Genomic DNA, 24,908 nt, shown 5'->3' on the forward strand with positions numbered 1-24,908 from the left:
GAGCGGCTGTAGCTATAGCGATATGGAATACCTGGTTAATTTTGCTCGCCGGGCTGGTTGGCCAGGGTCAGGCATTCACGGAACAGCCGGCTGGCCGGGTCGAGGCTGCGATTGGCCGAGTAGAAGCAGCCGATGCTGCCAAAGCTCAGCGGCTTGCCAAGGTCGAAGGCCTTGAGCTTGCCGCCCTGGGCCAGTTGCTGGGTGGTTTGCAGGGGGAAGAAACCGACGGTCTGTTGGTCCTGCATCAATTCGTAGTTGGTCAGGGCCGCGATCGACTCGATGACGTTGGCCGGCGGGCCCAGGTCCAGCTCCTCGAACAGGCGGTCGACGGTACGCCGCAACAGGCCGCTGCGCGGCGGCAGAATCCACGGGAACGGATGCAGCTCGGCCAGGCTCAGCGGCCCGCCGCTGGCGTGCAGCGGGTGCTCGGCACCGGCGACGATGCACAGCCCCTCTTCGCACAGCACATCGACTTTGAGCCGCGGCTCGTGCTCGTGCCAGCGCCAGTCATCGGGAATGCGCCCGACGACAATATCCAGCTCACCGGCCAACAGGCTTGAGAACAGCTGGTCCATATGCCCGACCCGCACCGTCACCAGCACCCCTGGCGCGCTCTCCTTGAGCAGGCGCAGGGTATGCGGCAACAGCAAGGCCGATGACGAGGTCAGCGAGCCGACCATGACCTGGCCGGTGGTGCCGCTGTGGTAGGCATTGACCTCATCGGTAAGGCTGCGCAGTTCGGTGAGCATGGCATGGGCGCGGCGCACCACCACCCCGCCCAGCTCGGTGGCACGCACCCCGCGGTTGCCGCGCACCAGCAAGGCGGCGCCGAGGAAGGCTTCCATTTCGTGGATGATCTTGGTCACGGCCGGCTGGGTCAGGTTCAACGCCTGGGCCGCGCCCACCAGCGAGCCGCTACGCAGGACCTGGTCGAAGACCACCAATTGATAGAGTTTGAGTTTGCGCGCAACAGAGACAACGGTCGACTTCATGGGTAACACCGGATGATGATCGAGCGCCGTAAAAACAGCACTCAACCTAACGGGCGATTCCTTATTGTTTTATAAACTTTCACACCAGAACTTCGCAGCGTGGCGGGGAGAGTTGTTCATTCCTTTAAATTCAATATAGAGCCCGCAGGCGAGCAAAAAACTGATGCAGATCATCAATTTAGGCGAGAAAAACAGGTAGGGAGAGAGGGTGCGGCGGGGGTTATTTTCCGAGCATAACATACTTTCAGACATCGGCAAGGCAGCGGCTGCTTTGTTATTCCAAACAGCCTATAAAGCAGGCAGTCAAAGTTGAAATAAAAATAACGAACACAACTATAACAACTTGGAATACCTGGAAGATTTATTATTTCTGCTTGCCCGACAGACATGAAAAACCCCGCTCGGGGCGGGGTTTGCTCTGGCGGTGACGGTCAGAAGGATTCGACCGGCTTCTGCGCCGCAGCTTCGGCTTTTTTCATCTCCAGGTTAGGAAAGGAGAAGCGGATGTACAGCGCCGAGTCAGCCCCCTCACCGGTCAGCATCAGCTCGGCGCAGCGGATGTTATCTGCAGAGCCATTTAGCAAGGTGGGGACACTGGAGTATTTCTTCGAGGTATCGGCCCCCTCAAGGAAGGTGTAAGTGAAATCCCCCGCCGCGACGCCCACTTCTTCATAGCGGGTATACCGGGTCAAGTAGTCGTCGCGATTGCGCGCACTGCTCGCCAGCTCGATCAAGTCCAATTGCGTGTTGGCGTCCGACATCGAACTCAACATGAACGTCTTGTTCAGTGCTGTCATGGCGTTGTTGTAAATCTCCTGATCGAAGTCACTGATCAGCGAAACCGTGTTCAGTTTGCCGCCTGCAAACACCAGGGCCAGGGTAAATTTGTGGCCGATAAAGTCCACATCATCCTTGCACATGGCGGGAGCGAGAAGATCTTCCGAGCAGTCGTAATAGCCCTTGGCTTCGGTATAGGCTGACCGTGGCGAGTCAAAGGCAAAATCCTTGAACAGCTTTTCTTCGGCCATTGCCGACGAGCTGGCTCCGAGGGTCACGGCCAAGGCCAATCCGAGAGAACCCATTTTTTTCGACATCAGACATTCCCTTGCAGGTGAGCAAAATCTTCGTTAATGGCTCAATGCTATCGCATCCTGAGCACTGATGTCCCAGCGTTGCTCCTTGACGCCTCGCAAGCGTCCAGTTTTCTTGACACATCGAAAGAGACTCAGTAATTTTTCCGCCCCTCCTTTTCGGCTACCTCTGCCGTGCACTGCCCAGGCGTTAACTCGCGAAGCGGTCATACAGATGCCGACACTTCCCTGGCGTACCTCTACTCCGATATCAAGTGCACAAGGATGATTCCATGATCATTCGTCAGGCTAACGCTGCCGACTACCCGCAACTGCTCGACCTCTGGCTGCGCTCCGTGCGCGCCACCCACCACTTCCTGCAAGCATCCGACATAGACGCGCTGCTGCCGCAACTGCGCGACGTCTACCTACCCGCGGTTGAGTTATGGGTTGCAGTAGACACTGAAGACCGCCCGCTGGGCTTTATCGGGCTCAACGAAACCCACGTTGAGATGCTCTTCATTGATCCCGACCTGCGCGGGCAAGGCATTGGCCGAGCGCTACTGGATTACGCGCATGATTCGCGGGATACCCTGAGCGTTGACGTAAACGAGCAAAATCCCCAGGCGGTGGGGTTTTATCTGCATTACGGCTTTGTTCAGACTGGCCGTTCGCCGCTGGATGGCGAAGGCCGGCCGTTCCCGTTGCTGCACATGAGCTTGCCGGCTGCAACGGCCTGAAACGGTTCTGGGTTGCCAAGCAGGAATTGGGTCAGTGCGCCAGTGACGGTTGGGTAGCGACCGAGACGGTGAAGATCAAGACAAACAGCACAACGACTACCCAGAACACCACCACGATTGTCAGCATGACAACCTTCAGGCTTTGATAAAGCCAGCGCAACCAATGACCTTCGGGTCTTGCTGCTGAGCGGGTTCTGAGTACGCCCTTCAAATAGAAACCGAGCAGGGCCAACAGTGCGCCATCAATCAACAGCGCGGGCAGCCCGGCTACGGGAAAAATGCTTTCCCACCGATAGAATGGCGAGCGGCTCAGGAACAGCACATAACAGGTGAGGCTGCCGTAGGGGATGGCTCGCCACCCTTTACCGGCCAGCGCCCCGACCATCAGGCACATAACCACCATGAACGGGTTGAGGAGAATATCGATCATCCATTCCAGTACGTTGGGGAAGTAGCCCGGGGAATGGATGCTGCGCCAGATGTGTTCGAACAATGTTCAGGCTCCTGCCTTTTATGGACTTTCCGCAGCACGGTATCGGCGCATTGTCGGGTTACATGAGCCCTGTTCAGGGGCTGTACGAAACGCCTCTCGTCGTAGACTGGTTACGAGCGAACGCTCGGTACTCTTGGTAGACTAGAGCACCTTTGTTTTTGATTAGCGCCGGCATGCTTTAGCAAACCACGCAAAGCAAAAACACCCCTGAATGGCTGCAAATGCGTCGTAGAACATGCCCCTAGAATCCGCCTCAACCCCAGTAAACCCGCGCTCTGAGCCGTCTCGCCGGTTCAGCGTTGCGCCTATGATGGATTGGAGCTGTTTTTCTCGCAAAGCTTGAATCACGTGGGCTTAGAGCGGAAAGCTCTTAGCATTTACCATTTTTGTACCACCCACCTACCACTTGACGCATCGTTCAGATGCCCAGACATCAATTCTAAGCGCCCGCCTCTCCTGTACCCATGTACCAAAAGCAAACGCTTCAGTGGCATACTGGCACCTAGCCAACAAGCCATAGCAATGGACCGCCATGCATATCATCATCGAAAAAAATATTGAAGAACTAAAAAAAGAATACCAATACTCCAAAAAAACTGTCGAATCCAAACTATTCGAATACTTCTGCAATTATTGTATTACCTCAAAGCATTACCTCGGCAGATTCAACCCGAAAGACATCACCACTGATGAAGATGATGCATCAATTGACGGAATCGCCATCATCATTGACGGCGACTTAATCACAACGCTAGATGACGTCCAGAAGATCTTCAAGACCCACAAAACCAACTTAAGCGCCGACATTATATTCACTCAATGCAAGAGCGGTGAAGCTTTCAAAAAGGCAGACATTAACAATTTCAGCGTTGGCCTTGAAGACTTCATCACACTAAAGCCTCAATACCCACAAGGCAAACTCAACAATAACGCTTTAAAAATAATCAAAGAAATCTTTGATAACTTAAAGAAAATAAAAAACCGTCTCCCCAACCTTCACGCATACTACTGCACCAGCGGCAATTACAAAGAGGAACGAGAAATAAAGGCCTCTTTTGATGCGCTAAAGATTAAAATTAAAGAAAAAGACCTTTTTGGTGAAGTACATGTAACACCACTCGGACGAGCCGAACTACTAAAGCTATATGCGAATGCCACCGAGAAAAACGAAGCAGCCCTTAGGCTAATTGATTACTTTGGAATGCCTAAAATTCCAAACATCCCCCAGTCATATATCGGAATTGCGAACGCAAAAGAATTTGTGACCAATGTCTTATCAGATGCCGATGGCAATCTAAATCATCGAGTATTTGAAGAGAATGTCCGATCCTTTTTGGGCGAAAGCAATCAAGTCAACAACAAAATCAAGTCCACTCTTAACGATGCGGAAAAAAAGAATTTGTTTTCCGTACTCAACAACGGGATCACAATTGTTGCGCCAGAGCTTACACTGACCCCCAACACAAAGGAAATCAACTTAACAAACTATCAAGTAATCAACGGCTGCCAAACCAGCAATACATTATTTATGAATAGCCACCTCCTAGATGACTCTGTAAATATCATCATAAAATTTATCGAGTCCGCCAATACAGATGTATCAGAAGATATAATTTCCGCCACCAACAACCAGACCGAAGTAAACACAGAGTCTTTCCATGGTTTGAAGGGCAAAGCCAAACTGGTTCAAAAATACTTTGACGCGAAGAACGCTAAAGCCGCACCAGAAAACAGAATTTACTTTGAGCGCCGCGAGAACGAATATAAAGAAGCCGGCTATCAGTTCACTCGAATTTTCGACGTCCGTGAACTAGCTCGCTGCTATGCGGCGATGGTGTTAAATCAAGCGCATCATTCGGCCAGATACGTCAAGGAAATCTTCTCAACTAGCGGCAAGGAGCTTTTTTGCGACAACGACCATGAATCTCTCTATTACGCTTCTGCTTTAGCCCTTTACAAATACAACACATTAGTAAATGGCCGTAAAAACGGAGCGCAGAATTTCATCAAGCTTCGCTGGCACATTATCCAGGTCTACAAATGGGTAGTTCACGGAAAAACTGAAATACCTGCACCCTCCTCAAAAGCCGCCGAAGAATATGCGAATAAGATAATTCTGTCGCTCACCGCCGAAGACAAACCATACATGGAGCACTTTATAACTTGCCAGCAAATCATCAAATCCACTGGCACTCCATCGACAGACTCTTTAAAGCGTGGAAAGTTCACCACCGACCTTATAAACAAAGCAAATGAATACTTTGCGGCACAACCAAATCAAAAATAAGGTTTAACCAGCACATACTCGGATTGTGCTGGAGTAGTGACACAAAAAAGCCCGATCCCCAGTCAAAAGGGCCTCGGGCTTTTGTTTGGCTCAGGTAAAATGGCAGTGGTTAGCGCTGAGTGGCATGGTTTGGCGTACGGTTTGCCCCGCGCCCTTCCTAATGGGGTGTTCCTGATGGCGCTCCTAAAGACCTAAAGACCGCTGTTGGTAATCTGTCACCGCTTGGCAGAGCGGTTCCGCTATCAATCTAAGACGCTCAATTTCTTCGGCCGAGCTGCCGCATGCCTCCACTTGGTGGTAGATCAGGCATGATAGGGATTTGAACCCGCCCGCAGCGGATCACAGGCCGCCATAGGCCCGCTTTTGCTGATACTAGAACTCTTCCTATCGGGCTGCAACGGCCTATAGCGGCCCTAGTTTTGCCCTAAATTTGCCCTAGAAACCAATCCCCCAACGCCCGTGCGCAGACCTCGGTGTGCCAACACCTACCATTTTTTGCGCACGCTCTCGCCAAGCCTTACACTGTATAAACATACAGCTATGCGAGAGCGCCAATGCCTACAGACGAAGACGACATTCAAGCCATTCGATTGGCTCTGGATGAAACACAGAAACCAACCATGGAATGGCTTATGGAAAACCTGCCACTGGGCTTTCGCAGTGATCACTGCGCCGAAGCACGCACGATGCTTGGCTGGAGCATTGAAGCTTTGGCATTCCGTTCGGGCGTATCACCTGGTGCGATTAGGCGCCTGGAAAAAGGGGCCGAGCTGCGCCGCGTCACGATGCAGGCCCTCGCCTACGCCCTGGAGGCAGAAGGATTGTTCTTCCTTCCAGGCCACCCACCAATGAAGGGAGATAATTTGAGAGGGGCTACTCCGTGCCCCAGGACCAGGGATGACTTTCATTTGATCGAATGATCTTCACCCAGGGGCAATCACCCAGTGAACAAGAAGCCACTGAGCAAGCCAGAAGCCCTGGCTCGCTGGAACGGATCGCTGCGCAACGAGCATCTCAGGCTGAGCAACCCCGAGGTCTACCTGCAGGTCATGCGAATGGCCACCGCCGATCTGCAGGCCCTTGAGCTGCTCGACCCGCTGGAAGTGCACGATCTATCCGAACAAGCCCAAGCAGCTTACAGCGCCGCTCTGGAGGAACAGTTCGCCAATGATCTGTACTGCAGAGCATCCAGCTACAACGTTGTGCCGGTGGGTGGGCACCGGCGAATCGGCTGCATCCGCCAGGGCAACTACTACAAGGAGAACCGAACGGAGGCATTCAGCTGCGACGGCATGGTGATCCAGGAGCCGGATCGACTTCGAATCGTGCTGCGAACCTCAGGTGAGCTGGGGGTGATCCAGGGACTGCGGCTGGTTGGAGCCGACGGCAGGGTCTACCGCCTGGTTGAGACCGCGAGGATGATTGAAGGCAGGATGCTGCAGGGTGTTGATGACCCTGATGCATACCGGGTACTGATTGATTTGGCGCAGGAAGCGTTTGAGGAGAAAGAGTGGGCGCGGTACCGCCTGTTGCGGGACCGGGTGAGATACTCGCCATTCATATGTTGTCCGGCGTGCTGTGATTCGTTCGCTCAGCGCGAAGACTGCGAGACCTGCCATGGGCAGGGATTTGTTGCGGATAACCTAGGTGAGCCGGGATGTGCGGAAGATTGAGCCAGTACCGTGGCATTCATGATTTCGTAGACGCCTTGAGCATGAGCCATCCGCTGGCCAACTCCGTCGGCAAGCAGCCACTCGATCGATATAATGTTGCCCCAACCACCCGCGTTGCTTTACTGCGGCTGGATGATGGTGTGCTTCATGCCGACCTGGTGCGCTGGGGCTGGCGGCCGCACTGGGCAACGGACCACTCAGCGCCTATCAATGCTCGAGTAGAAAAAGTGGCCCACGGCCCCTTCTTCCGATCAATCTGGCCGCACCGGGCTATCGTACCGATCGACAACTGGTTCGAGTGGGTCGATGAAGGCGGACCGAAAAAGCAGCCCTACCTGATTAGGCGAAAGGATGGCCGCCCTGCCCTGTGTGCGGGTATCGGTCAGTTCAGCGCCGAGTCGAATGAACATGATGGCTTCGTGATCATCACTGCCGACAGCGTAGGCGGGATGGTCGACGTGCACGACCGCCGTCCTGTAGTCCTGGCACCGGATCTGGCCAGGGAGTGGCTTGCTCCGACTACATCTAGAGAACAGGCCGAGCAAATGGCCCTGAACCTGGGCGAGCCCTCAGAGGCATTCGAGTGGTTTCGGGTTGGAGCCTCCGTAGGTAACGTTCGAAACCAAGGGGCGGGCTTGATTACCTCAATAGAGGCCGTGTAAAGAGAACCAAGCTGACAAAGGTACCAAAGACAACAAAGTTAACGAAGACACCTAAGTCACCAAAGGCAGCAAAATTAACGAAGACGCCTAAGTATCACCAAAGACAGCAAAGTTAACAAAGACGCCTAAATCGCCAAAGACAGCAAAGTTAACAAAGACGCCTAAATCGCCAAAGACAGCAAAGTTAACAAAGACGCCTAAATCGCCAAAGACAGCAAAGTTAACAAAGACGCCTAAGTAGCCAAAGACAGCAAAGTTAACAAAGACGCCTAAGTAGCCAAAGGCAGCAAAGTTAACAAAGACGCCTAAGCAGCCTGTGCAGGCTAATACCCTTCCTGCTCTCTGCCCCCGGCATAACGGAGGGATGCGGCTTTGCGACCGACTTCTAAGAAATATATTCAAGAGCATTGACAGCCCGCCCCGAATTTATATTTAATCGCCGAGCAACCTAAAGCAAACCGCAACCGACGCCCACTAATGCGCCGGACGGCCAAACTCAGCCTGGAGAATTATATGATCACCGAACTTTCTCTTATCTTAGCCATCGAGGTCGTCAGACTAATTCAGACGCTATTTAGATTAAAATAACCCCCCAAGAGCCGAAGGAGTCCAGTTCATGATCACCAGTTCACCCGTCACTTCAGCCTTGCCTTGCCGCTGATTGGCCGTGGTGTACCGGATATCCAGCGTTTCGAAATGAAAGCCCTCGAACACACGCCGGATATCCGGGTGGTCATTGATGCTGACCATCACCTTGCCCTTGCAGCACCGCATGAACTCGGCCATCCGCTCGTAGTTGTCGAACGGAAAGTCGACCCCGTACCCGGCGGTCTGCCAGTACGGCGGGTCCATGTAGTGGAAGGTGTGCGCTCGATCGTAGCGCTCGGCGCATTCCAGCCAGGAGAGGTTCTCCACGTAGGTACCGGCCAGCCGCTGCCACGCGGCCGACAGGTTCTCCTCAATGCGCAGCAGGTTGATGGCCGGACCGGTTGTCGCGGTACCGAACGTTTGACCCGTAACCTTGCCGCCGAAGGCATGCTGCTGCAGGTAGAAGAACCGGGCGGCACGCTGAATATCAGTGAGGGTTTCAGGCCGGGTCATCTTCTGCCATTCGAAAATCTGGCGCGAGCTGAGGGCCCATTTGAACTGGCGGACGAATTCTTCCAGGTGGTTTTGCACCACCCGATAGAGCGTCACCAGGTCGCCGTTGAGGTCGTTGAGCACTTCTACCGGCGCGGGCTGCGGGCGCATGAAGAACAGCGCAGCTCCACCGGCGAAGACCTCGACGTAGCATTCGTGAGGGGGAAAGAGAGGGATAAGGCGGTCGGCCAGGCGGCGTTTGCCGCCCATCCAGGGAATGATTGGAGTCGTCATTTGATAGCAAGTCTTTACTGTATGGATAAACAGGTGATAGGCTCGCCGCGCTTTGTGCACGGAGCAGGAGCCTCGGCTGGACTTGCAGGAAGGGTCTGCGGGTTCGGTGGGCCAGCTGGATGTTGACGCATCCTCCTGGCCCGCTCCTTTTCACTTCAGCGCGTGATAGCGCGCACGTAGGCCTGACAGGCCTTGAGGGCGATCAATCCTTTGTCGCCTCGATCGGTGATGCTGATAATTCGTTGAGCATGTCTTGGGTCAAGGTTGGCTCGAATGCCTCCATGAACCACGCCGACGGCGCCGGTGGTGGCTGGCACCCCACAGTAACCACCCTGGGTGGCGTCGAGTAGGACTGACAACCGCAGATCAGCAGTAGCAAGGCGGTCACGCAAGCGAGCCTGAATGTGTTGGGCATCGAGCAGCTCCTGATAGTGGGCTTGATCACTCGCCTGCAGGCGATCCTCCAGCGTCCGGCGCTGGGTTTGTTCCTGGCCGAGCCGATTGATCGCGCCGGTTGCGGCGTCTTCTCGCTCCCTCCGATGGTCAGCGTCCTGCAGGGCAAGCGCCTTTTCGTAGCTATTTGCCTGCCAGGCCCAGGCGGCACCACCGCCCATGGCAAGCCCCAGCAGCAGCGCCAGGGCCAGCAGTTGCCAATCCAGGGGCTTCACTGCAGCACCTTCAAGGCACGTTCATACAGCTCTTCGCGATCCGCCAGACCGTTGGTACCGCCGTTGATTTTCTTGGTGATGGCGAGAAAGTCGCCCCTGTCCGCGAGGGTGTTGAGCCCCGCCCGTTGCCAGTACCAGCCCGCCGACATCGCGGCATAGACCGGCTGCTCGAGCAGCTCAGGTGTGTTGACCAATCGGCTGTCGCCGAATAGGGCTTCACTGCAGGCCTGGTAGTTGGCGCGCCCGGTGACCTGAATCAGCCCACGGCCGCGATACTTCTGGCCGTCGCCGTCGGCCTCTGGCGTGTTGCCCAGGCGCTGGGCCAGCCTGCCGGTGTCGTACTTCGCCAGGTAGGTGTCACCACCCAGCTCACGGACATAGCGCAGCTGGCCAGACTCATGGCCGATCTGGGCAATGAACGCGGCCATGCGCAGGCGGGTGATGATGGCGTACTTGCCCATGGTGGCATTGAGGCCAGGAACAAAAACGCCGGCTTGTTTGCCGGCGTTGGGGAGGATCTGCAGTAGCTGCTGCGCGGTGATAGACATCGATGTTTCTCCAGTGATGGCCACGTCAGGCCGACGGGGACAGCTCGACCACTTTCAGTGGCTTGGTTTGTTTCTTTTTCTTGCCTTTGGCCTTGGCCTTGCCCTTCTTGCCGCCGTTGCACTCGACCGTGGTGCTCCAGCCGGACTGGGTGAACACCTGTTCCACCGAGTCCACCAGGTACTCGCCATCAAGACCGACCTTGAAGCCCTGGGCGCTGATCATTCGCTCGGCAAACAGGTCGGTTCGCCCGGGCATCTCCAGTCGCACCCCGGCAGTGCTGCGGTTGAACGCGGCCAAGCGGGCCTTGGCGGCTTGCTCGGCGGCGCTCTTGTTCGGGTAGATGTGTCGATCGGTATGCACCGGCGGCAGGCCGTCCGGTGCCTCGTCGTTGCCAAGCTCGACCACCCTCAGCGCCCCGCTCTTCTTGTCCTGGTGCTTGGCTTGCACCGCCTTCTGGGTCGACTTGTCACCCAGGCGGAACTGGTAGCGGCTAACGTCATGACGGGTGATGGTGACCGCGCCCAGGGCCTTGCCGCTCGCGCTTTGCCCGGCCTGTCGCGGCAACACCAGCAACTTGCCGTCACCGACCTTGGCGGTGCAGTCGTACTGCTTGGCCAGGCGGGTGATGAAGTTGAAGTCCGACTCGTTGAACTGGTCGACGCGGGGCACCTTGGTGGTCACCGGGCAGACCGGCTGCCAGCCGTTGCGTGCCGCCACGTCACGAACAATCTGTTGCAGCGGCACGTCTTCCCAACTGCCACTGCGTGTGGTCTTGCCGCTCCCGCGCATGTCGCTGGCCTTGCCGCGTATGACCAAGGAATCGGGCGGGCCGGACAACTCGACCTCATCCACGGTGTAGCGGCCCAAGCGGGCCAGAGGCTGACCTGCATAGCCGAGGAACACCTCGATATGTGCGCCCCGCGAAGGCAGCGCCACGCCCTGATCGCGGTCATCGATACGCAGCTCGAACTCATCCGACTCCATGCCGGGCTTGTCCGAGGTGCGCAACGTCAGCAGCCGGTCGTTGATCAGCGCGGTAATGTCCTTGCCGTCAGCGACAAGGCGGAAAACGGGTTGCATGGATTGCTCTCCAGAAATGCAAAACCCCGCACAAGGCGGGGCTTCGTTGGTGACCAGGTGACGGCGATCAATCCCAGAGCCGCATCAGTGCCTCGGTCGAGGTCGGCAGATCCGGCAGCACGATCAGCACCCCCGCACGGTAGGGTTGCGGTTCGTCGGCTAACCCCTGGTTGGCATTGAGCACCGCCTCGACTGCGCCATTGAGGTGGCCGTAGTGGTGCTGACAGAGGGTGTCGAGCAGATCCCCGTCAGACGTTCTGCATGTCATCGCCATAGCTCACGAACTCCAGGCTGAAGGTTTGTTTGCGCGGGATCCCGCCTGCCAACAGGTTGCTCTGCTCTTCGTCCAGGCTGAGCAGGCACCAGTTGCCCAGCACCTCGCCGTAACCGGTGGTCAGGCTCAGCGGCTGCAGGCGCCGACCGATACTGCGCAAGGTGTCGAGTTGCTTGAGGCCACCCTTGTGCCCAGGAAAGATCGCGCCCTTGAGGCTGAGCTTGTCTTCCCCCTGGCCGATGGCCTGCTGGGCAATGCTGCGGCTCAAGCGCTCCTGCCCCGCCCAACGGAACGCGGTCTGCCGCCGCAGCTCATCGAACGCGGCGGTGTCGAGGTTGAAGAAGTACGGCTGCGCATTGGCCTGCAGCGGCTGCAGGATCAGCAGGTGCGGGAAGGGCTTCACCGCCTCGACCGCCGGGGTGATCGACGGGGCTAGCGCGCCTGTGGGCATGATGTTGCCCAGGGACGGACTGACCTTTCCGGCCAGCCGGTTGATCTCCGCTCCGGCCTTGGACGCCTGCTCTTTGAGGGTGCCGATCCGCTCCTGGATCTGGGCGGCCGCCGCTGTGGCTTGGCCGTACTTGGCCGCGACCTCACCGACCTTTGACTGGGCCGCGTTGATACCGCGCATGGTGCGCTGCAGCTTCTCGCCCAGAGCGGGACCGATGAACGGGATGTTTTCCAGCTCTGACGCCGCACCGGTCATGTCGCTGATCGCACCGTTGAGCGGGCCCAGCATGCCATCGAGATTGCGGCGGCCCGCTTCTCCCGCCGCGACCAGGGACTTCAGCCCGGACTGCATTTGTTCCATGTAAGGCATGGCACCTCCTTATACGTGGGGAGCGTCGAACAGCTGTCGCCCCATAACTTGACGGGCAAACTCCTCGAACTGCGGCCGCAAATGGGGGGCCAGGTCGCGGGCCAATTGGTTCGCGTCCTTCACATCGCCTTGCACCGTGACCGAGAAGCTCGGCGACCAGGTGAACTGCTGGTCCACCTGCGGCTGCACCGGCTTGGCTGGCTCCGCCGCTTTGGCGATGGCCTGCACCGCTGCCGGTGCCGGAGGCGCCACGGCCATCGAGCGGACAACATCCCCCGGCGCGTTGGCCGGCGCTTTCGTGATCGGTTCTGCAGCCTTGACCGGCACGGCAGGCGATGGCGCCGTCGCGGCAATGGCACGCACAGCATCCCCGGGCACCGCTGGCTTGGCGGCTTTGTCAGGTTCGTCCGCCTTGGCCACCGCCGTGTCCTTGTCATCACTACCGAACCACGCCTTGCCCAGCATGCCACCCAAGCTGTCGCCACCCAGGCCACCGAGTAGCGCCCCTACGGCGCCACCAATGGCGGTACCGATCACCGGTACCACCGAGCCAATCGCGGCCCCGGCAGCCATCCCGGCCATGGTCCCGGCCAGTCCACCGGCCGCGCTGCCGTAACCCTCGGCTTTTTCGTCCTGGGTTTCGGCATTCATGAAGGTATCAACGGCGGTCACCCCAGCATCGATCAGGCCACCGCCCGGCACCCCCTTGGCGAACTTACTGACCTTGCCAACGGCACCGAGCATCTTGCCGAGGGCGCCCGGCGCAGCGACCGGCGGCACCACAGGCCGGGGAACCGGCGCACTCGAGGTAACTGGACGAGCGCCCTTTGAGCGAGGGCCCGCCGAGCGTTGCTGCGTGTTGGTTGATGTCCGCCCTCGGCGTTTGCGCCTCGAGGAGCGCTGACCACCTGATCGCTCGTTGCCGCCTGCGCCTCCCAATCCGCCCATGGCATTAGCATTGACCACAAACACCCGCTGCGGATCGCGGCTGTTGCCGCCATCGCCATCGTTGCTGGCCCCGAGCAGGCCGCCCAGTACCTTGAGGCCGGTATCCACCGGCTTGATACCGGTCTTCCCTCCCTTACCGGTGATGGCGTCACTGATGCGGCTCCCACCGCGTGAACCGCTACGTTCCATCATCACCCCGCGACCGATGTTGGCCAGCCCTCGGGCAATCTTCAGGCTGTTGAGCACGGTCTTGAAGGCGACGAATGCGGCACCGATGGCTGTGATCCCCAGCACCACCGATTGCGAGCCGTCCGACAGATTGGTCAGCACATGGGCGACTTTCGTGATGCCCACCGCGATCATGTCAGTTACCGGGGCAATTGCCTCGCCAAGGCTACGCATCGAATCGTTAATCGCTTGCGTTGCTTCCGCCCACTTTTGCGCCGATGCCTCCCGCCGCTCACGTAGGTTCTTGTCGAGAATGCCCTTGGCGTTCTGCGAATCCTTCTTGAGCTGTTCGTACAGGTCACGGTTGCCGGCATAGGCAGTCAGCGCCGCCTTAACCTGCATATCAGCAAAGATATCGCCGGTACGCAGCGACTGCTCCAGGGCGTTGAGCATCGCCTTGGCTTTCTCGGGGTTGGCCTCCTTGCTGATCTTGGCCTGAGCTTCGGCCATCGCGGCCGCCTTGGCGGGATCGGTCGCTTGGATGTACTCCATAGCCAAGGAAAAGCTCGACTCAAGGGTAGACATACCCTTTTGAATGCCGGTGTTGAGAGATTTTTGATAGTCAATGCCAGCGTCCTTGTAGGCCTTGACCACGTCGCCCGAACCGATTTTTTCCATCCAGTTCTTGAGGTTGTTGGCCGCCTCATCGGAACCGCCGGCGGTCTTCATCTGCACCTGCAGCATCGCACCCAGGGAACTGACCGACTCCATGCCGATGCTGCCGTTCTTCTCCATACCCGCCAACAGCTGCGGGAACCACTTGGCCATGTCGGAGGCCTCAAAGCTTCCTGCCTGACCCTGCAGGGCGATGGCTTCCAGGGCCTGCTCCATGACCTTGGGGTCGGTGATCTTGGCGTTTTGCTGCAGCGCCTGAATCATGCTCGCCGTGTCGACGCCGCTGGCCCCTTGGCCAATGGCGAACTTGGCCGCCACCGGCGCATACGACATAGCCTGGCTCAAGTCCATGCCAGCGCCGACCAACTGATTGATCAGGTCGGCTACATCGTTGCGCGCCATCCCGGTTTCTTGCGAGGTCTGAATAACCGTGCGGCTCATCTGGGCCTCTTGCGGCTGGTTGACCACATCGGCCTTGATCGCAATGTCGCGGATGATCGCCTGATAGTCCGCGCTGATCTTGCCCGCCACGCCCAAGGCACCAACGCCGACCACCGCCTGGCCGACCGTCGACTTCAGCCCTTCCTTGCCCTGCTGGATCTGCTGCTGGCCCTTGACCTGCAGATCCGTCGCCTTGGCGGTGCGGCCGAGGCGCTGGTACTCCTGGTTCAACTTGCCAACCGCGACCCCTTGCTTGCGCAGGCCGTCGAGGTTGCTTTCCAGCTTGCGCAACAAGGCGGAGGCTGAGGCCGAGCCGCTTTCGTGCGCCTTCTTCCATTCCTCGCGCAGGCGAATGGTTTCGCCGATAGTGCTCTTGAGCACCTTGGCTTTGTTGCCCTTCTCTTCCAGCTTCTTGATATGGCCCTGGACTTCGGTGAACGCCGAACGCACCGTCGCGCTGACGGCGCCGCCGATCACCAGTCCCAGTGATAGCTTGCCTGCCATGGTCTACCCCTTGTGTGCGGGCTCAGTCCGTGAGCCACCAGGCCATGCGATCAAACGGCATGGCCTCGATTTCAGCAGCCGAGAAATTCAGCTCGGCGGCCAATCGCTTGGCCGCTCGCTTCTGCACCACTGGGTCAAACGCTGTCATCCTGCACCAGGCGAAAATAGCCAGCCTGCAAGCGGTTGTAGTCCTTGAGGGTCAAGCCCTCCAGGTCCTTGGTGCCAACCTCGGCCAGAGAGGCGAACAGGGCCAGCTCGCGCTGTTCGTCATCACCACCCGCAGTGGCCCCGGCAGCGCGTACATCGCGGACGGTAGGGGCCCGCAGGTGCAACTTGTCGACCTGCATGCCATTGGCTTCGGTTGGCTTGCTCAGGGTGATGCTGACGCCCTCAGCACGCAGTTCCATCCAGGCCGGGGTTTTGGCTACTTTGATCATCGGTTGCACTCCTTACAGGCCCAGGGCCGAACGTTGGGCGGCGAGCTGGTCGACGCCGTTGATGACGCGTTTCATGCCAAGCGGATCGATCTCATAGACCAGGCGGCCGTCGACCTCGAGCTTGTAATAGGTGACCGCGACGTTGTGCTTGATCTCGGCCTTGTCGCCGGGCTTCCAGTCGCCCATATCGACCTCTTTCAGCGAGCCGCGCAGGGTGACCACCACCGGCGTCACCTTGCCTTTCAGGCCCTTGAAGGCGCCCCGGAAGGTGCCGTTAAAGGCGGTGCCGTCGGCCAGGCCGAAGAACTTCAGCGACTCACGGCGTACGCCGGTGGTAACAAAACCGGCCTCCTGCTTTTCCATGCCCTGGTCCAGCTCGATCGGTGCATCCATGCCACCGGCGCGGTGCTCTTCCATCTTCAGGGTCAGCTTGGGCAGGGTCAGGCTGGGCACATCGCCTTGGAAGCTGATGCCATCAACGAACAGGTTCAGGTTGGCCAGGGTTTCGGGAATCATTGCCATGGGTTCAGCTCCTTAGGCGTTTTGGTCGAGGACTTCGGTCAGCCACTGGTTGGTGACCTCGACGCGAAAGTTGGGGTTTTCGGCAGGCGGCACATCGGTAAAGCGGATGTTCCAGTACACCTTGCCCTGCTCCAGCTGGCTGGCCGTGTTCAGCTCGGGGTCAGCGAACACTTCAAAGTTGATGATTGCGCCCTGGGCCTTGAGGTCGCGCATGAACGCCTGCAGGCCCTCGGTCACGTCCTTGACGTAGGTCGCGGTAATCGAGCGGTCGACCGCCCATTTGTGCCCGTACAGGATCGCGTCCATGACGATGTCCATGGTCCGCACGCGGGTGACGAACGCCCACTTCGGATCACTGCTCAGCGTGCGGTTACCCCACAGGCGGTAGCCGTCATCACGGATGATGGTGGTGATGTTGGCGTTGTTGAGCAGGTTGGCCCGGCAGGTTTCGTCACCGTCGAGAAACTCGATCGGGCGGCCGGTACCGGTAATGCCGACGAACTCCTTGTTCGATGGCGAGGCCCAGAACCCGTACTCGCTATCGGTCCAGGCAAACAGACCGGCAACCCAGGCCGAGGCCGGGGCATCGACGGTCGCGTCTGCGGTGATGTCCCAGGACTGGACGCCGGGGTCGACCAGGTAGGCGCGCTTGGCACCGAAGTTTTCCGCGTAGGCAATGGCCGCTTCGTCGGTGGTGTTCGGCCCGTCGATGATGGCGATACCCCGCAGCTTGTCAGCCAAGGCCACCAGCGCGGTACCGACCGCCTGGGTAGCGCTGTGCTTGGGCGTCACCAGTAGCCGCGGCTGCGCGTTGAATCGGCTCTTGCCGTCCAGCAGCGCCTGCAGGCCGGTGCGTTTGCCGTCGGCCAGCACACCGCCGATGATCGCCGAAGTTTGCGCTGCTGCCTCTTCGACCTTGGCCACGCCACAGGCGACGATAACGGCCTTGGCGCGCATGTAGATGGCCTGACAGGCCTTAGTGATTGCTGAGTCGGGACCGAAAGCGGCAACCGCCTCACGCTCGCTGGTGATCAGCACCAGGTCGTTGGCCTTGGCGCTGGCCGTCGGGCCCGGGGTGAAGGTATCGACCAGGCCGATGATCGAGGACGATGGCAGGCCGATGGTGCGCGACCCGGTGTCGACGTTGGTCACGGTCACGCCGTGGAAAAAGCCACTCATAAGTGATGCTCCAGAAATGAAAAAACCCCTTACGGGGCTGGGGTTGTTGTGGGGTGGTTAACCTGCGGGGCTACTCGATCCGCGCCACGACCTCATCCATGGCCGCCGTGATCTCCTGCGCGCGCACCAGCGCATCCTCACCGTCCAGGGCGAGCACCTCGCGCTTTCGCATGCGCAGCGCCGCCAGCTGGGCGAATGCATCGGCCAGCGCCTCGGCCTGGCTGATGATGCGATCGGCAGCCGATGCCGGTTCGAGTCCGGCTACCTCGGCAAACGAGGTGATCCAGATCCCCGGCTCACCGCTGTAGCCAGCCTCGCGATAGCTGCGCGCTGCAGCTGCGCGCTCGCGGTACTCGACTTCGAACCGGTTGAGGTAGGTGTACTGGGTCACGGCGTAGGCATCGATCCGCTGCACCAGTTCTTCCGGGGTCGGCAGGCTGGTCGGACGCTCCAGCAAGCGCGGGTAGCCGTTGTCGTCGGCGACGATCTGTTTCATGTCCGACTGCCCCTGCAGCAGCGCCTGATGATCATCTTCGGTGATCTCGACCACATCGGTTGGCAGGCTGTCGGCACCGAACAGCGCGTCGTCAAAGAAGCCTCCGGTTGAAGCACTGTAGAAAGTGGTCATGTGTACTCCTTACCAGCCATAGGAAACGTATCGGGCGGCCACGACGTTGTTGACCCAGGGGCCTCCCGCCGCTGCCTGCGATTGCGTGAGCAAGCGGAAAAAGTTCGTGCCCAGCTCGCCGATGTAGCAGTTGTCGATATCGCCGGTGGAGTTGTAGGCACAGACGACGGTCTGAAAGTGTTCGTTCGGGTAGGTCATGGGCAGGGTGATAAGCGTGCCGTTCACCATGTCGCCGTTGTTGGCGTAGCCCCACTGGCGAATGATTCCGCTCGGTGACTTCTCCCAGCCGTTTGGCTGCTTGAGGCTGGCGAAGCTGGCCAGCTTGTCCAGAACTGCCGTGCCGTTGACGAACCAGTCACTGGCACCCACGCGGGTGAAGTACGCATCACCACCGGCGGGGATCACCACTACCGGCGTCAGCACACCCCCCACCTGCACCGTGTCAGTGCCGGCGCGACTGACAAACACCTGATTGGGCGCCATGTTCTGGAAGTGCAGCTTGCTACCCACCGGCAACGAGCTGGCCGGAGGCAGCGTCAGCGTCTGGTTTTGTGCGGAACCGGCAAAGTAAATCAGCTTGCCCGCGTCTGTAACCGGCAGTTGCGCTGATGCGGTGTATACGCCTACGCCGCCGAACTGACTGCCAAAGCGGCGGACAAAGGCCGTCGACGCCAGCAGGCTGGAGTCGTCGAACAATGCCGCCAGCGGCGTCGTCGGGGTGCCGGTCAGGGCCGGGCTGACCAACGGCGCCTTGAGCGACAGGTAGTAGGTCATGGTCGCGGCAAAGTTCGGGTCGTTGCCCAGGGCGGCGGCCAGCTCTTTGAGCGTGTCCAATGCGCCCGGCGCCGAGTCCACCAGCGCCGCAACCACCAGTCGGCAATAGTCCAAACTGGCCGCCTGGTCACCCGTGGCGCTGGCTGCTGCCGTGGGCACGCGGGGCACCCCGGTAAATACCGGCGATGCCAGCGGCGCCCGACTGGTATCGGTCGGGTGCCGATGATCCTCTCGCGCTTTCTTGACCGCCGTACCGGCAGCGGCCACGCCATCCATCAGCGGGGCAGCACTGCCACGTTCGACCACCAGTTCCTGCTGGACAAAGGCTGTGCTCGCCAGTCGGCCGTCATTTGCGCCTGTGCCCACCAGCGGCATGCTGTTCAGCCGGTAAAGGGTGCCGGTGCCCTGGGCAAACCATTCGGTGGAGCTGACCCGCACCAGCTCGAGCTCGGTGCAGGGATACATTGTCAAACTGGCAACCGTACTGGCACCGACCCAGATCCGCTCAGTTCCAAACGCGGCAAGCTCACAGGGCACGCCGCTCATGCTTTGCAGGTTGAGCTTACCGCCCGTGGGGAAGTCGGCGGCGCTAGGTAAGGTCAGCACCTGGCCGGTCGCGCCACCGTAGAAGTAGATCAGCTTACCTGCCTCAGCGGTGGTAATCGGGCCACCCACATTGCGCGGAGCGATTCCGCTGTACCCGGCAGCCACGTTCTGGAACTGCAGCGGCGTGGTGCCCACCACGATGGGCGCGTCGGTGACCAGTTTCCATTGGGTATCGGCCAGCTTGGCACCTTGCTCGACCGTCACCGTCAAACCCGGAGTTACCTCGGCATTGCCATCCGCGTCTTGCGCCCGAGCCCACAGGCCAGGGCCGACGACGTACAGTCCGTTCTCCCGCCCTTGTACCTGGTCCTTGACCAGTACCCGATCACCGGCCTGCAGGGCCACCCCGTCCAGGGTGGGGATCCCGCCGAGATCAATAGGGCCGAGGGTCGCGACACGTACGCTGTTCTTGCCATCGAGCTTGCCGATCTCTTCGCTCAGGCGCAGTTCGACAAACTCCCGCGTGGCCAGTACCACGGCCGGGTCGATCTTCAAGGTAACGTTGGCGGCGCTGGTGACGATGAAGTTCATCCGTACCACCTGGGTCTTGCCAGTGCCCTGGCTCAGCAGCGGCTTGAAGCTCGGCGCGCAGTTGGCCACGGCCACCAGGTCGTTGTCGGCGTCATACAGGCCGATCTCGCGGATCCACCAGCCGCCAACATCTGGCGGAATGATCTGCTCGGCGATGACGATGTTAACGTTGGCTGGGTCGACCTTGACCTGGTTCAACGGCGCCCGGCGCCGCTCGTTGATCAGACGGGTTTGCGTGCGCGAGGGGATCGGCTCGGTGCCGTTGGCATCACCAACGCCCATCTGGCTGAAGGTCCAGGGCACACCCAGGGCATCGGCGTTGGCCTGCTTGGCCTCGCCTACTGCCGTAAGAATGGCAAAGAACTGGCTGTTTTGGTCGGTCATGGGTAAACGTCCAGGGTTTCAATAGTGTGTTCGCGGCCTGCAGGGCCATAGCTGCCGATGACCTCGATGTCGCGGGAGGTCGGCGGGTAAACGTCGATTTCGTCGCCTTCGTACAAACAACCCGGCAAGCGCAGGTAGCCGGTGCTGGCCAGGGTGATTGCCAGCCCCGTGAGGTGGCGGCTGACCGGCTTGGCGTCATCGATCAACCGGGTCAGCTCCTGGTACATCTCCTCGGTGATGCCGGTATCGAGCACGCCGACCTGCAACGCGAAGGTACCCGGCACGCCCGGTGGCAAGGTCTCCCACCACTCCTGCACTTCAATCAGGTAGCCCAACGGCTCGACCACCCTGCGCAAGGCACCGATGGTGCCCTTGTGGGCATGCACGTAGAACGCAGAGCGGATCACTGAACGCTTGACCGCCTCCGTCCACTGCTCGTCCCAGCGGTCCACGGACCAGGCCCAGGCCAGCTGGTGCAACAGGTCCGCCGGGCATGTGTCGGGGTTGTACAGCACCCGCAAGGGCACCTCGGGGGTTTTCTCGGTGGCCGTCTCGATCGCTCGCTCAAGCCGGGTACTGTTCAGGGGGAGCAGGCTTTTCATCTCAGCCACCCCGCTTGACGGTGATGCCCTCACACCAGGCCGCCTGCGACTTGGTCGGGCGAATGTCCGTCCAGTTGTTCAGCTCGACCCGACTGACACCGGCGATGTGCAGCTGGGCGTCCACACCCGAACGGGCCACCTCGACCGCCAGGCGACGCCGAGGGTTGATCCATGCTTCGAGTCGGCGGCGGCATTCGGCTAGCGTGGCTTCGATCTCCGGGCCACTGCCAGCCATGTACACCACCGCGTCGATCCGGTATCGCAGGATCTCGGCACCCTGCACCGTCAGGCGATCACCTACCGGCCGCACGTCATCGTCGCTGAGCCGGGTGCGAACCGTCTCCAGCAGCTCCGGCCCGGCCTGGCCTTCTCCCTCCAGGCTCAACACCGTGACCACTACCACTGCTGGTGAGGGGCTTTCGGCGGTGGCATCCGCGACCAGGCCCGAGGCGTTGCGCGCATGCAGGATGTAACTGTTGCGGGGCCCTGCCGTGGTCAACCCTTCATACACCAGCTGGATCCGCTCCCGTAGAGCATCGTCCGCCTCAAGCACAGCCGGTACCGGTGGTACAGCAGCCAAGTCTTCGGCCTGAACCACCAACCGCTTAAGCCGCACGTTGGCTGCCAGGTGATCGAGGTCAGTGCCCTGGGCGTAGGCCAGCAACAAGGCCTTGGCCGCGTCGTTAACCCGCGCCCGGTCCTGCAGACGCCGGTAGGCCCCCAGCTCCAGTAGCTTGGTGACCGGATCGCTTTCGAGAAGGGCCGACCAGTTGTCGCCCATGAACTGGCGAAAGACTGCCAGCTCGGCCTGGTAGACCTCTTCAAAGTCGAGATCCTCCAGCACTTGTGGCGCGGGCAGCGCCGTCAGTTCGATGGTGCTCATGCCGTTACCTCAACTATCGCGCTCTCGCCCAAGTACTGGCCGGTCAGCTGCAGGGTGATCTGGCCACCGACAACGGCGGTGACCCTGACCCGCTCCAGCTTCAGGCGTGGCTCCCAGCGGCCAAGCGACCGGGCCACCTCCGCCTGCACTGCGCTCTTCCAGCCTTCGTTAACCGGCAGATCGACATAGCGGCGCAGCTGGCTGCCGTACTCCGGCCGCATACGGCGGCTGCCCAGCGGGGTGGTCAGGATGTCCTCTATGGACTGCCGCAAATGCGCCAGACCGGAAAGAGGCTGACCCAGGCGGCGGTCCATTCCGATCATGGGGTTACTCCGGCTGCAGCTTCAGGTCTGGGTGTTTGCCCAGATAGGCCTGTGCGACGGTGTCGCCTGCCTCGGCGATCACCAGCGCCCCGGTCACTGCCAGGGTGCGGCCGTCCGGCAGGATCAACACGCGGGAGGTGTAGACCGTGTCGCGGTACACCTGAGCTGCCGCTTGTGGAACGGCTAACGGGGGATCTAGCTGCTTGTTCACTTCTTTGGCCATGATGCCTCCAGGCACAAAAAACCCGCAAAAAGCGGGCATTGAAAAACTTCGATAAACAGCTCCTATGGAAGAGCGTCAGCCAACACGTACCAGAATTTGATTTCTTACCTCGCTAACGCATTCCTTCAATCGGCTTACTGTGCATCCTCTAAGGCCGTATCGGTACGCTACTTCCGTAATTGCGACCCCCTCAACCAGAACAAGACGCACCAATGTCTTCGCATCGTTGCGCTGTCCAGTTAAGGGGTGACCACCGAGATCATCTGGCCTGGTCGGGCTTAAAATCCAAGCAAGTTCAAAATCCGACGCTGTCATCTTTTCAGCCATGACTGAGTACTCAATGTTTGTGATTGGCCGTGTTGCCACCGGTATCGATGATCTTGCCGCCGCCGTTGATGTCGCCGGTAACGCGCAAAGGCCCGTTGACCTGCACCTGGCCCTCCAGGGTGATGCTCGCTGCCTTGGCGGTGATCGCGGAGTCCGTCACCACCACCGTGCTGCCACCAACCTTGACCGTCGCGGTGCCGCTTGGCAGTTCGATGGTGTAGCTGCTGGCCTGCCAGTCGTAGACCAGCGAGCCACCATCATCGAAACGCCACACCTCGACATGGTCGCGGTTGTCTGGCTGGGCACCGGCATTGCCGTACAACCCCGGCACGAACGTGCCCTGAGCTGGCTCACCGCTCGGGCTGATCAAAGCGCCCTGTTCGTCCAGGCTTGGCGCACGCCAGTGCCGGGCCTTGCCAGCAGCTTGGCTGTGCCAGCGGACCCAGGCGCTGGTCCATCCAGCACCGTCGGACACGCGGACCATCGCGGCAGCCAAATCGACCGCCACCACCCGGCAAGGAATGATCAGCCCCGCCAGCATACGGTCATGGGCTGCGCTCGCGTAGCTCATGTCATGGCCTCCGGGGGCTGGTAGTCACCTTCGGAGATCGGGCCGCCGTCTGGGCTGATACCCCACAGCAAACTGCCGGGGGGCTGATTGGGCCAAGGCCACTCTTCCTCGCCGAGGTAGATGCCCTGCGTCCACTCGACGACCCACACGGCGTAACTGTCCAGTTCGGGTCGGGTCCAATCCTGCGCCGAATTCACGAACTCGGCCTGGTCGACCGGCAGCCCCCACGATTGAGTGCGCAGTAGCACCGCCATTTGCGCCGCCGCGAAGGCGGCTTTCTGCTGGCATTCCACATCCTCACCAGCGACGATGAAGCGCACTTCCAATCGGGCAATCAGCGCCGTTTCCCCCGTACCTTGATCAAGGCCGGGCTCAAAACCCGCCAACTCGATCACTGCCGCTGGCAGATCTATGCGTTCCTTCATGTGCGGCATAGTGCAAACACAAGCCAAACCAGGGATTGCCCGGTCGATATGTTCCTCAATGGCTTGATAAAACAGCTCCAGGTTGAACTCATCCTCAGACACGGGCAGATCCTCGCAAGTACTTCTGCAGTTCAAAGTTCAGCTCCTGCTCAAGGACTTTCAGCAGGTGCTCATGCGCTTGCTTGGTCCAGCGCTCGAAGTGTGGGCGCACGTCATCCAGGGATATCTTGGCTTTGGCCAGCGGGTAGCGGCTGCCGTTTTCACTGATCCAACCCGAACTCGCACCACTACCGCCAGAGACTTCGCTGTCGGGGTAGTCACTGGCCTTGAAGTGCTTGCTGGCCGTGCGGATCCAGATGTCTGGCTGACCGCCGTACACTCTCCGGTAGAACGCCCCCTCATAGCGGCGCCCCGCCACCGAAACGCCCGACCGGCTTTGCCGAGGTCGGCCAGCGCGGCTGGCCTCGATCGGGTTGATACCGAACCACAGCTTGCCCTGACCGTTGCTACCTACCGGGTAGGCCCGCAGACGCTGCCGAACTGCACCAACAGCAACCTTCTCCTGCCGACTGACCGCCCGGGCGACATGCGTTCGCAACCAGCGCAGGGTTTTGTTAATCGCCCGGCGCTGGGCGGCGGCGGCTGCCTTGGGTACTAAAGCAGCGAAGTCGGCAAACGCCTTCAGGTCCGACTGGTCGGCCTGCAGACTGATTAGGCCACTGCTCGCCGACTGCTTGTGATAGCTGCCAACGCTCATCAAACCTCCCGCAATATCAGGTTGATCCAGCCCGTACCGTCCGGCTCCCGCTTGCTGATGACATAGCGTCCACCGCCATCCTCAGGCGCGAGCAGGCAGACCAGGTGCTGCCCCTCCTTGATACCGTTCGCCTCTGCGATCCGTACTGCAAAGACCGGCTCGCGCACACCGGTGTTGATGCGGCCGATCTTGGGTTGCAACCAAGGTGCCGAGAAGAAACCCGGCACCGGCTCGTCACGCCCTTCGATCATCGCCTCATCGCCCAGGACCTCCAGTAGCTGCGTGTCCATCGCTGCCACTTGGTCACGAAAGGCCATG

Annotated in this window: 29 protein-coding genes; 5 read left to right on the top strand and 24 right to left on the bottom strand. The window is 59.7% G+C overall.

Annotation, left to right across the window (positions count from 1 at the left end; all coding sequences use genetic code 11):
* Positions 1-35: 35 nt before the first annotated feature.
* Both LOY37_RS18085 and LOY37_RS18090 read right to left on the bottom strand, forming a co-directional pair.
* The gene (locus LOY37_RS18085) at positions 36-992 is read right to left on the bottom strand and encodes a LysR family transcriptional regulator (protein WP_213603738.1); all 957 of its coding nucleotides are present in this window, start codon (positions 990-992) and stop codon (positions 36-38) included.
* Between the two features lie 431 nt (positions 993-1,423).
* Entirely contained in the window at positions 1,424-2,086 is a 663-nt protein-coding gene (locus tag LOY37_RS18090; RefSeq protein ID WP_045194840.1) for a hypothetical protein, read from the bottom strand.
* A 269-nt stretch (positions 2,087-2,355) separates the two neighbouring features.
* Between LOY37_RS18090 and LOY37_RS18095 the strand changes: the two genes are divergently transcribed.
* On the top strand, positions 2,356-2,802 hold the full coding sequence (locus LOY37_RS18095) for an acetyltransferase (RefSeq protein ID WP_045194844.1): 447 nt from the start codon (positions 2,356-2,358) through the stop codon (positions 2,800-2,802).
* 31 nt (positions 2,803-2,833) lie between these two features.
* Here LOY37_RS18095 and LOY37_RS18100 read toward each other — a convergent pair whose 3' ends face one another.
* Positions 2,834-3,295, bottom strand: coding sequence for a hypothetical protein (locus tag LOY37_RS18100; protein WP_258715445.1), 462 nt, complete (start codon positions 3,293-3,295; stop codon positions 2,834-2,836).
* A 532-nt stretch (positions 3,296-3,827) separates the two neighbouring features.
* Here LOY37_RS18100 and LOY37_RS18105 point away from each other — a divergent pair.
* The 4 genes from LOY37_RS18105 (at position 3,828) to LOY37_RS18120 (ending at position 7,917) form a co-directional block, all read left to right on the top strand.
* Complete coding sequence (locus LOY37_RS18105) at positions 3,828-5,582, top strand: AIPR family protein (RefSeq protein ID WP_258715446.1); 1,755 nt, start codon at positions 3,828-3,830, stop codon at positions 5,580-5,582.
* A gap of 554 nt (positions 5,583-6,136) precedes the next feature.
* Entirely contained in the window at positions 6,137-6,502 is a 366-nt protein-coding gene (locus LOY37_RS18110; protein WP_309475532.1) for a helix-turn-helix transcriptional regulator, read from the top strand.
* Between the two features lie 24 nt (positions 6,503-6,526).
* Complete coding sequence (locus tag LOY37_RS18115; RefSeq protein ID WP_258715447.1) at positions 6,527-7,255, top strand: hypothetical protein; 729 nt, start codon at positions 6,527-6,529, stop codon at positions 7,253-7,255.
* Positions 7,240-7,917: an SOS response-associated peptidase gene (locus LOY37_RS18120; protein WP_258715448.1), complete on the top strand. Its 678-nt coding sequence runs from the start codon at positions 7,240-7,242 to the stop codon at positions 7,915-7,917. Before LOY37_RS18115 ends, LOY37_RS18120 begins: the two co-directional genes overlap by 16 nt.
* A gap of 87 nt (positions 7,918-8,004) precedes the next feature.
* Here the strand turns inward: LOY37_RS18120 and LOY37_RS18125 are convergent, their stop codons facing one another.
* From LOY37_RS18125 to LOY37_RS18225, 21 genes are all read right to left on the bottom strand, one after another.
* Positions 8,005-8,325: a hypothetical protein gene (locus tag LOY37_RS18125; RefSeq protein ID WP_258715449.1), complete on the bottom strand. Its 321-nt coding sequence runs from the start codon at positions 8,323-8,325 to the stop codon at positions 8,005-8,007.
* Between the two features lie 171 nt (positions 8,326-8,496).
* Positions 8,497-9,291: a DNA adenine methylase gene (locus tag LOY37_RS18130; protein WP_258715450.1), complete on the bottom strand. Its 795-nt coding sequence runs from the start codon at positions 9,289-9,291 to the stop codon at positions 8,497-8,499.
* A 155-nt stretch (positions 9,292-9,446) separates the two neighbouring features.
* A complete protein-coding gene (locus tag LOY37_RS18135; RefSeq protein WP_258715451.1) occupies positions 9,447-9,959 on the bottom strand; it encodes a lysis protein in 513 nt (170 codons plus the stop codon).
* Complete coding sequence (locus tag LOY37_RS18140; protein WP_258715452.1) at positions 9,956-10,507, bottom strand: glycoside hydrolase family 19 protein; 552 nt, start codon at positions 10,505-10,507, stop codon at positions 9,956-9,958. Before LOY37_RS18140 ends, LOY37_RS18135 begins: the two co-directional genes overlap by 4 nt.
* Positions 10,508-10,532: 25 nt before the next feature.
* Entirely contained in the window at positions 10,533-11,588 is a 1,056-nt protein-coding gene (locus tag LOY37_RS18145) for a phage late control D family protein (RefSeq protein ID WP_258715453.1), read from the bottom strand.
* A 67-nt stretch (positions 11,589-11,655) separates the two neighbouring features.
* Entirely contained in the window at positions 11,656-11,862 is a 207-nt protein-coding gene (locus LOY37_RS18150; protein WP_258715454.1) for a tail protein X, read from the bottom strand.
* Complete coding sequence (locus tag LOY37_RS18155) at positions 11,837-12,682, bottom strand: phage tail protein (protein ID WP_258715455.1); 846 nt, start codon at positions 12,680-12,682, stop codon at positions 11,837-11,839. Before LOY37_RS18155 ends, LOY37_RS18150 begins: the two co-directional genes overlap by 26 nt.
* Before the next feature lie 9 nt (positions 12,683-12,691).
* Entirely contained in the window at positions 12,692-15,418 is a 2,727-nt protein-coding gene (locus LOY37_RS18160) for a phage tail tape measure protein (protein WP_258715456.1), read from the bottom strand.
* Between the two features lie 134 nt (positions 15,419-15,552).
* Positions 15,553-15,855: a phage tail assembly protein gene (locus LOY37_RS18165; RefSeq protein ID WP_258715457.1), complete on the bottom strand. Its 303-nt coding sequence runs from the start codon at positions 15,853-15,855 to the stop codon at positions 15,553-15,555.
* A 12-nt stretch (positions 15,856-15,867) separates the two neighbouring features.
* Positions 15,868-16,377, bottom strand: coding sequence for a phage major tail tube protein (locus tag LOY37_RS18170; RefSeq protein WP_095162631.1), 510 nt, complete (start codon positions 16,375-16,377; stop codon positions 15,868-15,870).
* 12 nt (positions 16,378-16,389) lie between these two features.
* Positions 16,390-17,556: a phage tail sheath family protein gene (locus tag LOY37_RS18175; RefSeq protein WP_258715458.1), complete on the bottom strand. Its 1,167-nt coding sequence runs from the start codon at positions 17,554-17,556 to the stop codon at positions 16,390-16,392.
* 70 nt (positions 17,557-17,626) lie between these two features.
* Entirely contained in the window at positions 17,627-18,184 is a 558-nt protein-coding gene (locus LOY37_RS18180; RefSeq protein WP_258715459.1) for a hypothetical protein, read from the bottom strand.
* A 9-nt stretch (positions 18,185-18,193) separates the two neighbouring features.
* Positions 18,194-20,479 (bottom strand): phage tail protein, encoded by a 2,286-nt coding sequence (locus LOY37_RS18185; RefSeq protein ID WP_258715460.1) that lies wholly within the window; start codon positions 20,477-20,479, stop codon positions 18,194-18,196.
* Entirely contained in the window at positions 20,476-21,081 is a 606-nt protein-coding gene (locus LOY37_RS18190; protein WP_258715461.1) for a phage tail protein I, read from the bottom strand. Before LOY37_RS18190 ends, LOY37_RS18185 begins: the two co-directional genes overlap by 4 nt.
* A gap of 1 nt (position 21,082) precedes the next feature.
* On the bottom strand, positions 21,083-21,964 hold the full coding sequence (locus LOY37_RS18195) for a baseplate J/gp47 family protein (RefSeq protein ID WP_258715462.1): 882 nt from the start codon (positions 21,962-21,964) through the stop codon (positions 21,083-21,085).
* The gene (locus LOY37_RS18200; protein WP_213603712.1) at positions 21,961-22,287 is read right to left on the bottom strand and encodes a GPW/gp25 family protein; all 327 of its coding nucleotides are present in this window, start codon (positions 22,285-22,287) and stop codon (positions 21,961-21,963) included. The genes LOY37_RS18195 and LOY37_RS18200 overlap by 4 nt, the downstream gene beginning before the upstream one ends.
* A 4-nt stretch (positions 22,288-22,291) precedes the next feature.
* Complete coding sequence (locus LOY37_RS18205; RefSeq protein ID WP_213604510.1) at positions 22,292-22,510, bottom strand: hypothetical protein; 219 nt, start codon at positions 22,508-22,510, stop codon at positions 22,292-22,294.
* A gap of 337 nt (positions 22,511-22,847) precedes the next feature.
* Positions 22,848-23,408, bottom strand: coding sequence for a phage baseplate assembly protein V (locus LOY37_RS18210; RefSeq protein WP_258715463.1), 561 nt, complete (start codon positions 23,406-23,408; stop codon positions 22,848-22,850).
* Positions 23,405-23,935: a hypothetical protein gene (locus tag LOY37_RS18215; protein WP_213603709.1), complete on the bottom strand. Its 531-nt coding sequence runs from the start codon at positions 23,933-23,935 to the stop codon at positions 23,405-23,407. Before LOY37_RS18215 ends, LOY37_RS18210 begins: the two co-directional genes overlap by 4 nt.
* Positions 23,928-24,590, bottom strand: a complete 663-nt coding sequence (locus LOY37_RS18220; protein ID WP_258715464.1) for a hypothetical protein — start codon at positions 24,588-24,590, stop codon at positions 23,928-23,930. The genes LOY37_RS18215 and LOY37_RS18220 overlap by 8 nt, the downstream gene beginning before the upstream one ends.
* Entirely contained in the window at positions 24,590-24,907 is a 318-nt protein-coding gene (locus tag LOY37_RS18225) for a hypothetical protein (protein ID WP_213603705.1), read from the bottom strand. Before LOY37_RS18225 ends, LOY37_RS18220 begins: the two co-directional genes overlap by 1 nt.
* Between the last annotated feature and the right edge of the window lies 1 nt (position 24,908).

Source organism: Pseudomonas sp. B21-012 (assembly GCF_024749305.1).
In the GTDB taxonomy this organism is placed as follows: Bacteria; Pseudomonadota; Gammaproteobacteria; order Pseudomonadales; family Pseudomonadaceae; genus Aquipseudomonas.